General features: G+C 73.2%; 12 protein-coding genes and 1 tRNA gene. 10 read left to right on the top strand and 3 right to left on the bottom strand.

The features are described from left to right. Positions 1 to 121 precede the first annotated feature (121 nt). The 5 genes from ubiE (at position 122) to FGD68_RS01210 (ending at position 4,868) form a co-directional block, all read left to right on the top strand. Complete coding sequence (ubiE, locus tag FGD68_RS01230; protein WP_104235262.1) at positions 122 to 856, top strand: bifunctional demethylmenaquinone methyltransferase/2-methoxy-6-polyprenyl-1,4-benzoquinol methylase UbiE; 735 nt, start codon at positions 122 to 124, stop codon at positions 854 to 856. Between the two features lie 35 nt (positions 857 to 891). Next, positions 892 to 1,965, top strand: coding sequence for a polyprenyl synthetase family protein (locus FGD68_RS01225; protein ID WP_119373481.1), 1,074 nt, complete (start codon positions 892 to 894; stop codon positions 1,963 to 1,965). A 91-nt stretch (positions 1,966 to 2,056) separates the two neighbouring features. Then, positions 2,057 to 3,439: an FAD-dependent oxidoreductase gene (locus FGD68_RS01220; protein ID WP_119373482.1), complete on the top strand. Its 1,383-nt coding sequence runs from the start codon at positions 2,057 to 2,059 to the stop codon at positions 3,437 to 3,439. Between the two features lie 132 nt (positions 3,440 to 3,571). Next, positions 3,572 to 4,255: a prepilin peptidase gene (locus FGD68_RS15480; RefSeq protein WP_262914782.1), complete on the top strand. Its 684-nt coding sequence runs from the start codon at positions 3,572 to 3,574 to the stop codon at positions 4,253 to 4,255. 124 nt (positions 4,256 to 4,379) lie between these two features. Next, on the top strand, positions 4,380 to 4,868 hold the full coding sequence (locus FGD68_RS01210; RefSeq protein ID WP_104235266.1) for a MarR family winged helix-turn-helix transcriptional regulator: 489 nt from the start codon (positions 4,380 to 4,382) through the stop codon (positions 4,866 to 4,868). Between the two features lie 26 nt (positions 4,869 to 4,894). Here the strand turns inward: FGD68_RS01210 and cls are convergent, their stop codons facing one another. After that, positions 4,895 to 6,364, bottom strand: coding sequence for a cardiolipin synthase (gene cls, locus FGD68_RS01205; RefSeq protein WP_119373400.1), 1,470 nt, complete (start codon positions 6,362 to 6,364; stop codon positions 4,895 to 4,897). Positions 6,365 to 6,454: 90 nt separating this feature from the next. Beyond that, positions 6,455 to 6,943, bottom strand: a complete 489-nt coding sequence (locus tag FGD68_RS01200; protein ID WP_043583901.1) for a YajQ family cyclic di-GMP-binding protein — start codon at positions 6,941 to 6,943, stop codon at positions 6,455 to 6,457. Between the two features lie 130 nt (positions 6,944 to 7,073). Here FGD68_RS01200 and FGD68_RS01195 point away from each other — a divergent pair. From FGD68_RS01195 to FGD68_RS01175, 5 genes are all read left to right on the top strand, one after another. Next, positions 7,074 to 7,155 (top strand) — tRNA-Tyr (locus FGD68_RS01195). 114 nt (positions 7,156 to 7,269) lie between these two features. Continuing rightward, a complete protein-coding gene (locus tag FGD68_RS01190; protein ID WP_119373401.1) occupies positions 7,270 to 8,256 on the top strand; it encodes an aldo/keto reductase in 987 nt (328 codons plus the stop codon). Between the two features lie 62 nt (positions 8,257 to 8,318). Beyond that, positions 8,319 to 9,059: a YoaK family protein gene (locus tag FGD68_RS01185; RefSeq protein ID WP_237609678.1), complete on the top strand. Its 741-nt coding sequence runs from the start codon at positions 8,319 to 8,321 to the stop codon at positions 9,057 to 9,059. 45 nt (positions 9,060 to 9,104) lie between these two features. Beyond that, positions 9,105 to 9,914, top strand: a complete 810-nt coding sequence (locus FGD68_RS01180) for an inositol monophosphatase family protein (RefSeq protein ID WP_119373886.1) — start codon at positions 9,105 to 9,107, stop codon at positions 9,912 to 9,914. A gap of 224 nt (positions 9,915 to 10,138) precedes the next feature. After that, a complete protein-coding gene (locus FGD68_RS01175) occupies positions 10,139 to 11,332 on the top strand; it encodes a M23 family metallopeptidase (protein WP_237609677.1) in 1,194 nt (397 codons plus the stop codon). An 80-nt stretch (positions 11,333 to 11,412) separates the two neighbouring features. Here FGD68_RS01175 and FGD68_RS01170 read toward each other — a convergent pair whose 3' ends face one another. Beyond that, complete coding sequence (locus FGD68_RS01170) at positions 11,413 to 13,152, bottom strand: glycoside hydrolase family 13 protein (RefSeq protein ID WP_119373578.1); 1,740 nt, start codon at positions 13,150 to 13,152, stop codon at positions 11,413 to 11,415. Between the last annotated feature and the right edge of the window lie 6 nt (positions 13,153 to 13,158).

Raw genomic sequence — 13,158 nt, 5'->3', positions numbered from 1 at the left:
TGCCGGCCGACCGCGGATGAGGCCCCCGTCGGTGCCCGCCGCCCCCGTCCTCTGATGGGCCCCTGGGCATCCGGCCACCGCCCACCGCGTGCCCAGCGCGCCCGAATAGACTGACCGCGTGATGCGAGCAGACCTCAGCAAGAAGCCCGGCCAGGTGTCGGCCATGTTCGACGAGGTCTCGAGCGCCTACGACCGCACGAACACCCTCCTGTCGGTAGGGAACGACCAGCTGTGGCGCGTCGCCACCACGCGCGCCGTCGCCCCGGTCGCGGGGGAGCGGATCCTCGACCTGGCTGCCGGCACCGGCACCTCGAGCGCCGCGCTCGCCGCGTCCGGCGCCCACGTGGTCGCCGCCGACTTCTCCGAGGGCATGCTCGAGGTCGGTCGCCGTCGCCTCGCCGGCAACGAGCGGGTCGAGTTCGTGCACGCCGACGCCACCGACCTCCCGTTCGACGACGATTCCTTCGACGCCGTCACCATCTCCTTCGGCCTCCGCAACGTGGTCGAGCCGCGCAAGGGCCTCGACGAGCTGCTGCGCGTGCTCAAGCCCGGCGGCCGCATCGTCATCTGCGAGTTCAGCACCCCGCCCGTGCCGCTCGTGCGCCGCGGCTACGACCTCTACATGAAGGCCGTCGCGCCGTCGCTCGTGAAGCTGGTGAGCTCGAACGCCAGCGCGTACGAGTACCTCAACGAGTCGATCCAGGCCTGGCCCGACCAGGAGACGCTGTCGTCGTGGCTCCGTGAGGCTGGATTCGCGTCGGTCGAGCACCGTAACCTCACTGCGGGGATCGTGGCGCTGCACCGCGGCGTCAAGCCCGCCGGCCGTCACGCCGCTCCCCGTCCCGCCGCGTCCTGACCGCGCGTGAACCCCCACAGACAAGGACGCCGAACATGAGTCCGAGCATCCCGCTCGCCCGCCGCGGCACCTCCGTCGCCGCGCACGCGAGCATCACCGACCGCCTCTTCTCGTCCTCAGGCGACCGCCGCATGGCGCGCAGCATCGACGACGGGCTCGCGCTCGTCGAGGAGCAGCTCCTCCGCGAGGTCCGGTTCGCCGACGACGTGGCCGACGTCACCACGCGCTACCTGCTCGACGCGGGCGGCAAGCGCGTGCGCCCGATGCTCGCGCTCCTCATCGCCCAGCTCGGCGAGGGCAACACGCAGCAGGTGGTGGATGCGGCGGTCGCCATCGAGATCACGCACCTCGCCTCGCTGTACCACGACGACGTCATGGACGAGGCGGACATGCGCCGCGGCGTCCCGAGCGCGCAGGCCGTGTGGGGCAACTCCGTCGCGATCCTCGCGGGCGACCTCCTGTTCGCGCGTGCGAGCAAGATCGTCGCCGACCTCGGCCCGCGCGCCATCCGCCTGCAGGCCGCCACCTTCGAGCGCCTCGTCCTCGGCCAGCTGCACGAGACCATCGGCCCGCGCGAGGGCCAAGATCCGATCGAGCACTACCTCGACGTCCTCGCCGACAAGACCGGCTCCCTCATCGCGTGCGCCGCGCAGATGGGCGTCATCTACTCCGGCGCGGATCCCGAGCTGGAGTCGGCCGTGCTGGCCTTCGGCGAGCGCACGGGCGTCGCCTTCCAGCTCGTCGACGACGTGCTCGACCTCGCCGACCAGCCCGAGGAGACCGGCAAGCTCGTCGGCACCGACCTCCGCGCCGGCGTCGCCACCCTCCCCCTCCTGTACCTGCGCCGGCTCGCGGAGACGGACGCCGCCGCGGCGACGCTGCTCGCCCGGATCCAGCGCGACGTGGAGCACGAGGAGACGCCCGAGTCCGAGGCCGATCTCACGGCAGCCATCGCCGAGCTGCGCGACCACGAGGTCACCGCCCGCACCATCGCGGAGGCGCACCGCTGGGCCGCCGAGGCGGTCGAGGCGCTCGCCCCACTCCCCGAGGGTCCGGTCAAGAAGGCGCTCACGCGCTTCGCCGACACCATCGTCGAGCGCACGCGCTAGCTGCCGCTCGTCCCCGCCGGCTCTCGCGGGGATCCGCACCACCACGCCCCCGCACGGCCGGCACGGGGACGACGACGAACCGGAGACACCAGTGACCAAGCTCAGGCTGGCCATCGTGGGCGCAGGGCCCGCGGGCATCTACGCGGCCGACATCATCCTGAAGGCCGAGAAGCAGTTCGACGTCTCCATCGACCTCTTCGAGCGCCTCCCCGCGCCCTACGGCCTGGTCCGCTACGGCGTCGCGCCCGACCACCCGCGCATCAAGGGCATCATCGGCGCGCTGCGCGACGTGCTCGACCGCGGCGACATCCGCATCTTCGGCAACGTCGACTACGGCCGCGACATCACGCTGGATGACCTCCAGAGGCACTACAACGCGGTCATCTTCTCCACGGGCGCGATCCGCGACGCCGAGCTCGACATCCCGGGCATCGACCTGCCGGGCTCCTACGGCGCGGCCGACTTCGTCAACTGGTTCGACGGCCACCCGGACTTCCCGCGCGACTGGCCGCTCGACGCCCGCGAGGTCGCCGTCATCGGCAACGGGAACGTGGCGCTCGACGTGGCGCGCATGCTCGCCAAGCACGCCGACGACCTGCTGCCCACCGAGATCCCGGACAACGTCTACACGGGGCTCAAGCACTCGCCCGTCACCGACGTGCACGTCTTCGGCCGCCGCGGACCCGCGCAGGTCAAGTTCACGCCGCTCGAGCTCCGGGAGCTCGGCGAGGTGCCGGACGTCGACGTGATCGTCTACGACGAGGACTTCGGCGTGGATCCCGCCGCCGAGGAGGCCGCGAAGACCAACAAGCAGGTCATGGTCATCAGCCGCGTGCTCGAGAAGTGGCGCACGCGCGAGACCGGATCCGCGTCCCGCCGCCTCCACCTGCACTTCTACTCGCGCCCCGCGGAGGTGCTCGCGTCCGACGACGCCGAGCCCCGCGTCGCCGGCCTGCGCATAGAGCGCACGCGTCCCGACGGCCTCGGCGGCGTCGAAGGCACGGGCGAGTTCCGCGACGTGCCCGTGCAGGCCGTCTACCGCGCGGTCGGGTACTTCGGCTCTCCGGTCGACGGGATCCCGTTCGACGAGCGCCGCGGCGTCATCCCGAACCACGAGGGCCAGGTCCTCGACGCGGACAACACCCGCATCCCCGGCGTCTACGCCACGGGCTGGATCAAGCGCGGGCCCGTCGGCCTCATCGGGCACACCAAGTCCGACGCCATGGAGACGGTCTCGCACGTGCTCAACGACCAGGGCGACTGGTGGACCCCCGAGGCGCCCGAGGAGCAGGCGATCGTCGACCTCCTCGCGGCCCGCGGCATCGAGTACACGGACCTCGCCGGCTGGCACGCGCTCGACGAGCACGAGATCGCGCTGGGGCAGCCGCACGGCCGCGCCCGCATCAAGGTGGTCGAGCGCGACGAGATGCTCGAGGCGTCGCGGCAGCGGCAGTCCGTCTCAACGGCGCTCTGACCCGCGTGCACCGCACGACCTGATCGACGCCGACGGGCGCCCGCGGTCCTCCCGCGGGCGCCCGTCCGTCGTCCGTCCCCAGCCGCTCGCGCGCACGCACGTCCGGCGGTGCGCAGCCCCTAGGGTCGCCGCGTGATCCCCGCCGCCGCGCCCGCCCTCTCCGCCGCGGCCGGGCTCGCCGGTGCCGCCGTCGGCGCGTGGTCCCCGGCGCTCGCCCGCGTCGCCCTCGCGGGCGGCCGGCGCCTCGACGGCCTCGACGCCCGCCCGCTGGATCCGCTCCCCGGCCTCGGCCGATCGGCCGCGGCCGTCGCGGCGCTGGTGACGGGCGCGCTCGCGGCCCTGGTCGTCGCCGAGACGCCGCCCGCGCGGATCCCCGTGGCGCTCCTCCTCGTGATCGTGGGCCCGGTGCTCGTGCTCGCGGACCTCGCCGCGCACCGACTGCCGGATCGCGTCACCGCTCCCGCGGCCGTCGCCGCCGCGACCCTCGCGCTGGTCGCGGGCGGCTCCGGCCTCCTGCTCCGGTCGGCGGCGTGCGGTGCGGGCGCCGTCCTGGTGCTCGCGCTCCTCCAGGCGGCCACGGGCGGCGGCCTCGGCACGGGCGACGTGAAGCTCGCGGGTGTCATCGGACTGGCGCTCGGGCAGGCGGGACCCGCGCAGGTCGCGCTGGGCCTCGCCGCGGGCACGCTCCTCGGCGGCGTCGCGGCGACCGCCCTGCTCGTCGCCGGCCGCGCTCGGGCGTCGACCGCCGTCCCGTTCGGCCCGTGGCTCGTGCTCGGCGCGCTCCTGGTGGCGGCCGTTCCGCGTACGCTCGCCTGAGCGCGCATGCGACCCCGGCCGATGATCGCCTGTGCGCCGAGACCCTCGCGCGTCAGCAGGCGTACGGTGGAGGAAGTGTCCAAGACCCCGGCATCGACGTACTGACGAGCCAGAGGAAAAGAAGATGGCACAGAGATCGCGCACACTGCTGCATGACGAGACCGGCGTGCTCCTGGCCGCCGCCTCGCGCGCGGTGGTCTCGCTCTACCGGCCGCTGCTGCAGCCGCTCAACCTCACGCATCCGCAGTACCTCGTGCTGCTGGCCCTCGACGAGGAGGAGCCGCAGGCCGTCGTCGACCTGTCGGAGAAGCTGCACATCACCCCGGGCACGCTCTCGCCGCTGCTCAAGCGCCTGGAGGTCTTCGGGTACGTCACCCGGTTCCGCGACATGACGGACGAGCGCCGCCTGTCCGTCGGCCTCACGGATGCCGGACGCGAGATGCTGCCCGTCATCTGGCGCGTGGGCGAGCAGGTCCGCCGCGACATCGCCGGCGAGGACGCGGGCGACTCCGCGCTCCGCGGCCTGCTGCAGGACGTCCTCGATCGCGCCACCGCGCTGGAGCAGGACCAGGGGCACGACGACCCGGACGCGTCCGCCGCCGATCGCGACTGACCCGCACCCGCGCGCGGACCCTGCGGCTACTGCACGCCCGAGGTCAGCCGCGCGAGGTTGTCGAGGACGGTGCTCCAGCGCGTGCGCCGGCTCCACTCGTCGAGGGTCAGCTCGCGGCTGCGCGCGCGGTAGCCGTCCTCGACCCGCCGCATCTCGCGCACGAAGCCGGGGCCGCGCACCATCAGCGAGACCTCCATGTTGAGGCTGAACGAGCGCATGTCCATGTTGCTGGATCCGATGACGGCCACGTCGTCGTCGATCGTGAAGTGCTTGCTGTGCAGGATGTACGGGGCCCGGTACATCCAGATCCGCACGCCCGCCTTCAGCAGCTCCTCGTAGTACGAGCGCTGCGCGTGGTAGACCACGGGCTGGTCGCCGATCTCGCTCACGAAGAGCTCCACCGAGAGCCCGCGCTGCACGGCCGTCGTGATCGCGTACCGCATCGAGTCGTCGGGCACGAAGTACGGCGACGTGATGACGATCCGCTCCTGCGCGTAGTACAGCAGCGCGTTGAACAGGCGCAGGTTGTTCTCGCCGGGGAACCCGGGGCCGGACGGCACGACCTGGCAGTCGAGCTCCTCGTCGTCGTCCGACGCCGCGATCTCGATGGGCTCGGTCTCGCGCACGAGCAGCTGGTCGGTCTCCGCGTACCAGTCGGTGATGAAGATCGCGTTGAGGCCGCTCACGATGGGGCCCTCGAGCCGCGTCATGAGGTCCTGCCACTTGAGGCCGCGCTTGCGGTTGACGACCTTGTCGTAGCTGCGGTGCACCATGTTCTGCGATCCCATGAAGCCCACGCGGCCGTCGACCACGAGCACCTTGCGGTGGTTGCGGAGGTCCGGCCGCTGGTAGCGCCCGCGCAGCGGCTGCACGGGGAGCATGAGGTGCCAGTCCGCGCCGATCGCCGTGAGCTTGCGCGTCGTCCGCCGGTAGCCGGGTGCCCGCAGCGACGCGATGTGGTCGAGCAGCACGCGCACCGTCACGCCGCGCTGCACTGCCCGCTCGAGCGCGTCGAAGAAGGGGGCGCTCGTGACGTCCCACGCGAGGATGTAGAACTCGACGTGCACGTAGCGCGTCGCCCGGTCGACCTCGGCGGTCATCGCCTGGATCGACTCGTCGTAGTGGCTGTAGAGCTTCGCCCGGTTGCCGCCCACGAGCGGCATGGAGCCGAGCGTGCGGTTGAGCTCCACGACCGAGTCGAGCCACGACGGCCACGAGTGCTCGCGCGTGACCCGCTCGATGCCCTCGGTCGACTCGATGATGAACCGGTTGATCTCCTGCTGCTTCTCCCGGCGCCGCTTCGGCAGCCGGGTGGAGCCGATGAGGAGGAACAGGAGGATGCCGATGTACGGCAGGAAGAAGATCGCCATGAGCCATGCCATGGCGGTGGACGGACGGCGGTTGCGGGGGATGACCAGCAGGGCCACCACGCGCACGATGAAGTCGATGACGACCGCGAGCCCCGCGAGGACGAGGGTGGTCATCGAGGGATCCATCAGGCGGAGTCTATCCGGCGGGGTCCCTCCGCGGCCGGGCCCGGCGCCGCGCGGACACGGGCGTGCGGGGCCGGTCGGCGGCCGGCGGGATCAGCGGAAGTTGACGAACTGCAGGTCGAGATCCACGTCGGCGCCCTTGAGCAGCGCGATGGTCTGCTGCAGGTCGTCGCGGCTCTTGCTCGAGACGCGGAGCTCGTCGCCCTCGACGCGGCTCTTGATGCTCTTCGGGCCCTCGTCGCGGATGATCTTGCCGATCTTCTTCGCGTTGGCCTGGTCGATGCCCTGCTTGAGGGTGACCTCGATCCGGTACTCCTTGCCCGAGGCGAAGGGCTCGCCCTCCTCGAGGCTCTTGAGGCCGATGCCGCGCTTGATCATCTTCGTCTGCAGCACGTCGAGGATCGCCTTCACGCGCTCCTCGCTCGAGGCCTTCATGAGGATGGTGTCGCCGCTCCACTCGATGGAGGCGCCCACGTTCTTGAAGTCGTAGCGCTGCTCCACCTCCTTCTGGGTCTGGTGGACGGCGTTGTCCGCCTCCATGCGGTCGACCTTGCTGACGACGTCGAACGAGGAATCTGCCATGCCGACCATGTTAAGGGACGGGCGGCTGCGGGCCCGCGGCGAGGGGATCCGACGATTTCGGTTCGCGGCCCGGCGCCCGCTATCATCGACGAGCGTCTCCGGTCCGTGATCACACAGGTCGGGTGCGCATGGCGAGTTACCCTAGCGGCCAAAGGGATCTGACTGTAAATCAGACGGCTCAGCCTTCGGGGGTTCGAATCCCTCACTCGCCACCGCACTGGACGGCCCCGCTCGCACGGGGCCGTTCGTCTGCCCCGCCGCATCCGTCGGGGCCCGCCCGCGCAGGCAGAGCCGCCCGCGCGCCCGACGACCTGGATCCACCACCGATGTTCCCCGCCGCCCCCGGCCCCTCGACGCGCGCCCTCGGCACGTCCGGCGTCGTCGTCTCCACGCTCGGCCTCGGCACGAGCGGCTTCGGCTGGACCGCCGACCGTGAGGAGGCGTGGGCGATCCTCGACGCCTACCGCGAGGAGGGCGGCACGTTCGTCGACACCGCGTCCTCGTACTCGCAGTGGGTGCCCGGCCACGCGGGCGGCGAGTCCGAGGCGATCATCGGCGGCTGGCTCGCCGCGCGCGGCTGCCGTGACGAGGTGGTCGTCGGCACGAAGGTCGGCAAGAGCCGCGACGCCCCCGGCACGTCGGCTGACTCCATCCGCCGCGGGGTCGACGCCTCGCTCCGCCGCCTCGGCACCGGGCACGTCGACGTCGTGCACGCCCACCTCGACGACACCCGCACCCCGCTCGAGGAGACGGTCGCCGCGCTGTCCGACCTGGTGAAGGAGGGCAAGGCGCGGCTCGTCGGCGTCTCCGGGTTCCGGCCCGAGCGGATCGAGGAGGCGCTCGCGCTCGCGCACGGATCCGGCGCGGTGCCCGTCGGCGTGGTGCAGGAGGAGTACAGCCTCCTGGCGCGCGACCACGCGGAGGGGCGGCTGCAGGCGGTGGTCCGGCGGGAGGGCCTCGGCCTCGTCGTGCACAGCGTGCTCGCCAAGGGCTTCCTCACGGGCAAGTACCTGCCGGGCGCGCCCGCCGTGCCGTCCGCGCGTGCGCTCGACGCCGAGCAGTACATGTCGGCCGGCGGGCACGCCACGGTGCGCACCGCCGAGGAGATCGCGCGGATGCGCGGCGTCACGGTCGCCGAGGTCGCCATCGCCTGGGTGCTCGGGCGGCCCGGGATCGCCAGCGCGCTCGTCGGCGCGCGCACCGCCAGGCAGATCCGGCAGCTGATGCCCGCGGCGCAGCTCGTGCTCGACGACGACGAGGTGTCGCGGCTGGCGTCCGCCGCGGCCCGGGCGACGCGCGCCGAGAGCGGCTGACCCGCCCGTATCCTGAGGCGACCGCCGCCCGAGCTGCCCGAGCCTCCCGAGGAGATCCGACCGTGTCCCGTCCCTGGCCCGAGGGCTCCTACATCGCCGCCCTGCTCGTGATGACCACCGCGACGGGCGCCATCGACGGCGTCAGCTACCTCGCGCTCGACCGCGTCTTCACCGGCAACATGACCGGCAACGTGCTCTTCATCGGCTTCGGCCTGGTCGGCGTCGCCGACATCCCGGTGCTCAACAACCTCGTGGCGCTCGTGGCCTTCATGCTCGGCGCGGTCATCGCGTCGCGCATCACCCGGCGCGCACCCACCGACGTGCACCTGCCGCGGTCCTCCGTCTGGATCCTCGTCACGGGCACCCTGCTCACCCTCGCGCTCGCGGGGGTCTGGCTCGCGGTCGGGACGCTCGAGACCGGGATCATGGTGGCCATCACGGGCTTCCTCGCGCTGCTGCTCGGCGCGCAGGCGGCCGCGGTGAAGAGCATCGGCCTGCGCGACCTCTCCACCGTCGTCGTGACCATGACGATGGTGAACCTCTCCTCCGACAGCCGCGTGGCCGGCGGCACGGGCGCCGCGTGGGCCCGCCGCATCGGCGCGATCGTCTGCATGGGGCTCGGCGCCCTGGTCGCCGCGCTCATCACGACGAACGTCGGCGGCGCGTGGGCGCTGCTGGCCGCGGGCGGGCTGATGGTGGTGGGCGTCGGCCTGCTGTGGAACGCGCGCCGGATCGAACGGCGGCGCCTCCAAGAGGACGCCGCGCCGGGCCGCGACGAGCGCACGGCCGCCTCGCCCGCCTGAGCGCCGCGCGCCGGCCGGCCGCGACCCCTCTGGCAGGCTGGGCGCATGACGACCCCCGGTGACACCGAGCTCCTGACCATCGCCCGCGACATCGCCGTCCGCGCCGGGGAGCTCGCGCTCCGCCGCCGCCGGGAGGGCGTCGAGGTGGCCGCCTCGAAGTCCAGCCCCGAGGACATCGTCACGCACACCGACCGCGAGACCGAGGACCTCATCCGGCAGGCGCTCGCGGACGTGCGCCCCGACGACGGCTTCCTCGGCGAGGAGTCCGAGGGTACGTCGGGCAGCTCGGGCCTCACCTGGGTGGTCGACCCGATCGACGGCACCGTCAACTTCCTCTACGGGATCCCCGCGTGGGCCGTGAGCATCGCCGTGGTCGAGGGCGAGGCGGATCCGCTCACCTGGACCGCGCGCGCCGGCTGCGTCGTGAACCCCACCCTCGGCGAGGTGTACACGGCGACGAAGGGCGGCGGATCCGCGCTGGACGGCCGACCGCTCGCCGTGAACGCCGGCGTGCCGCTCTCCCTCGCGCTCGTCGGCACCGGCTTCTCCTACGGCGCCGAGACGCGCATGCGACAGGGCCGCGTGATCACGGACCTGCTCGGCGAGGTGCGCGACATCCGCCGCATCGGCGCCGCGTCGCTCGACCTCTGCAACGTGGCGGCCGGTCGGACCGACGCCTACTTCGAGCGCGGCCTCAAGCCGTGGGACCACGCGGCGGGCGGCCTCGTCGCGGCCGAGGCCGGCGCGCGCGTGACCGGGATCGCCGGCGGACCGGCGTCGGCCGAGCTCCTGATCGCGGCGGATCCGGAGCTCGCGCGCGCCCTCGAGGAGCGGCTGGAGCGCCCGCGCGCATAGCCCTGAGGGCCCTCCGGCGCATCCCCCGGGTGGCGCGAATCCCTTCCGGCGGTTAGCCTTTACCGATCCGTTACACGACGACCGGGCATGAACCGGTCGCACGCGCACGCCCCGACCCCCGTCGGCCGGCACCGCGCAGCACCTGTCCCTCGCACTAGGAGTCCTCCGATCCTGTCCGTCCTCCACGCCTCGCGTGCCCCCCAGACCTCCGACCGGCGGCCCTCGTGCTGACCCCCGACGAGACCGCAGGGACCGTGTACCCGACGCGACGCGAGCGCCGCGAGGCGGAGCGCCGGGCGGCGGAGGCGCAGCAGGCGCCCGAGGCGCAGGAGGCACCCGAGTCGCCCCTGGGCGACCCCGTCGCGCAGTCCGCGGCCGAGCCCGCGCAGGTCGCCCCCGCGCCCCGCATCCTCCACATCCCGGTCGAGGCCCCCGCGGCGCCCCGAGCGCACCTCCCCGCGGACGCCGAGCCCGCATCCGCGGCCGCCGCCGAGACCGTCCCCCTCGCGACCCGTGCACGCCGCCTCCGCGCCGCGTCCGCCGCCGCACCCGAGTCGCGCCGCTCCTCCTACGTGCCCGCGAAGCGCGCGAGCGTCCCCGCCGCCGCGCCGCACGTCCGCGTCCGAGGTCGTCGCGTCCCCGCCTCCTCGCGTCCCGCCCTCGCCGCGCCGGCGCCCGAGGCCGCCGCCGGCCGTCGTCGCGCGAACGCGTCCCGCGGGCTCACGCTCCTCACCATGGCCTTCGTCGCGACGGTGACCATCGCGACCTCGCTGCCGTCCTCCGCGTTCCTCACCGGCCAGGACATGGCGCAGGCGAACGTCGTCACGGACGCGCCGGCCACCTCGATCCCCAGCCAGAGCGTCGCGCTCTCCGCGGCCCCCGAGGCGCGGGTCGTCGGCGGAACCGACGACGCGTTCACGGCCACGACGCCGCAGCAGATCATGCTCGCGCAGACGTCCACGGGAGCCGGCGCCTTCACGAACGACATCAACGGCACGATCCAGTGGCCCTTCGCCTCGGGCGTCCCGATCAGCGGGGTCTTCGGCAAGCGCATCGCCCCCTGCTCCAACGGCTGCTCGAGCAATCACCAGGGCGTGGACTTCGCCCCCGGCATGGGCGCGCCCATCCAGGCGATCGCCGACGGCGTCGTGCGCGAGGCCGTCAACAGCGACACCGGACTCGGCGTCCACCTCGTCATCGACCACGTGATCGACGGCCAGCTCATCACGAGCGTCTACGGCCACCAGCTGCCGGGATCCCTGCGCGTCAAGGCGGGCGACCCGGTCAAGGTCGGCCAGCAGATCGGCCAGGTCGGCAACACGGGCGCGTCCACCGGCCCGCACCTCCACCTCGAGATCCGCATGGCGGACGGCACCGCGGTGGATCCCTTCGCCTGGCTCCAGGAGCACGCGAACTAGCCGGCCTCCGCGCCGCGGCGCCCGCACGACGACGCCCCCTCGCCCGAAGGCGAGGGGGCGTCGTCGTGTCCGGGACGGGACTACTCCCGGATCAGCCACACGGTCGTGTCCGACGGCACGGCGTCGCCGTCGAGCGGCCGGCTCGCGAGCAGCACGCGGCCCTCGGGCAGCGGCACGGCGGCGTCGCCGAGGTTCGCGATCACGGTGACGCCCGCGCTCTCGAACGCGATCACGTCGTCGCCCTCCGCGGTGATCCACGCGAGCACGCCCAGCGCGAGCCCGTGCTCGCGGCGCAGCAGCAGCGCCTCCGTGTAGAGGGAGAGGGTGGACGCGGGATCCGCCTGCTCGGCGTCGCGCGCGAAGCGGTCCCAGTCGTCGGGCTGCGGCAGCCAGCTGGCGTCACCCTCGCTGAAGCCGTACGACGGCTTCCCGGCCTCCCACGGGATCGGCACGCGGCAGCCGTCGCGGCCGTAGCGCTCGCCCGCGGTGCGGTGGAACGTCGGATCCTGGCGCGCCTCGTCGGGCAGTCGGGTGTCCTCGGGCAGCCCGAGCTCCTCGCCCTGGTAGATGTAGGCGCTGCCGGGGAGAGCCAGCATGAGCGCGCTGGCGGCGCGGGCCCGGCGGAGGCCGAGCTCCTCGTCCACCGTCACGGTCGAGAGCGGCCCGATGCCGACGCCCTGCGGGTTCTCACCCGAGAGCGCGAGGCGGCTGGCGTGCCGCACCACGTCGTGGTTCGACAGCACCCAGGTGCTCGGCGCCCCCACGGAGGAGAACGTCGCGAGCGACGCGTCGATCGTCCGGCGCAGAGCCGCGGCGTCCCACGGCGTCTCGAGGTAGCTGAAGTTGAAGGCCTGGTGCATCTCGTCCGGGCGCACCCAGTCGGCGAGCTTGGCGAGCGGCTCGACCCACGCCTCGGCGACCATCGCGCGGTCGCCGTCGTAGGAGTCGAAGATCTCGCGCCACTCGCGGTAGATCTCGTGCACGCCCTCCTGCGCGAAGTACGGCGGCGGGGGAGCGGGCAGGTCGTCCACGCCGCCGGCGCCGCCCATGCTGCCCTGGCCCTCGGGCGGCGTGTAGTCGGGGAGGCCGGGCGCCTTGACCATGCCGTGCGCGACGTCCACGCGGAACCCGTCGACGCCGCGGTCGAGCCAGAAGCGCAGGATCTCGCGGAAGCGCTCGTGCACCCACGGGTTCGTCCAGTCGAGGTCGGGCTGCGACGAGTCGAACAGGTGCAGGTACCACTGGCCGGGCGTGCCGTCGGGCTCGGTGAGGCGCGTCCACGCCGGGCCGCCGAAGATCGACTCCCAGTTGTTCGGGGGCAGCTCGCCGTCGGCGCCCTTCCCGTCGCGGAACATGTAGCGGGCGCGCTCCTCGCTGCCGGCGGGGGCCGCGAGCGCCTCCTGGAACCAGCGGTGGGCGGAGGAGGTGTGGTTCGGGACGATGTCGACGATGACGCGCAGGCCGAGCTCGTGCGCGCGGCGCTGCATCCGCTCGAAGTCGTCGAGGGTGCCGAACAGCGGATCCACCGCGCAGTAGTCGGCGACGTCGTACCCCGCGTCGTTCTGCGGCGACAGGAAGAAGGGCGACAGCCAGACGGCGTCGACCCCGAGCTCGCGGAGCGCGGGGAGGCGCTCGGTGATGCCGGGGAGGTCGCCGATGCCGTCGCCGTCGGAGTCGGCGAACGAACGCGGGTAGATCTGGTAGATGACGGCGGTGCGCCACCACTCGGATCCGGTGCCGTGCTGCGGGGTGCTGTCGGGGCGGGTCGAGATGTCGTCCCGGGCAGCCGTGGACGGGGCTGTGGGGGCAGGCGGAGTCATGCTGCG

This window comes from Clavibacter californiensis (assembly GCF_021952865.1).
In the GTDB taxonomy this organism is placed as follows: domain Bacteria; phylum Actinomycetota; class Actinomycetes; order Actinomycetales; family Microbacteriaceae; genus Clavibacter; species Clavibacter californiensis.
This window is presented reverse-complemented; position numbering and strand designations above follow the sequence as displayed.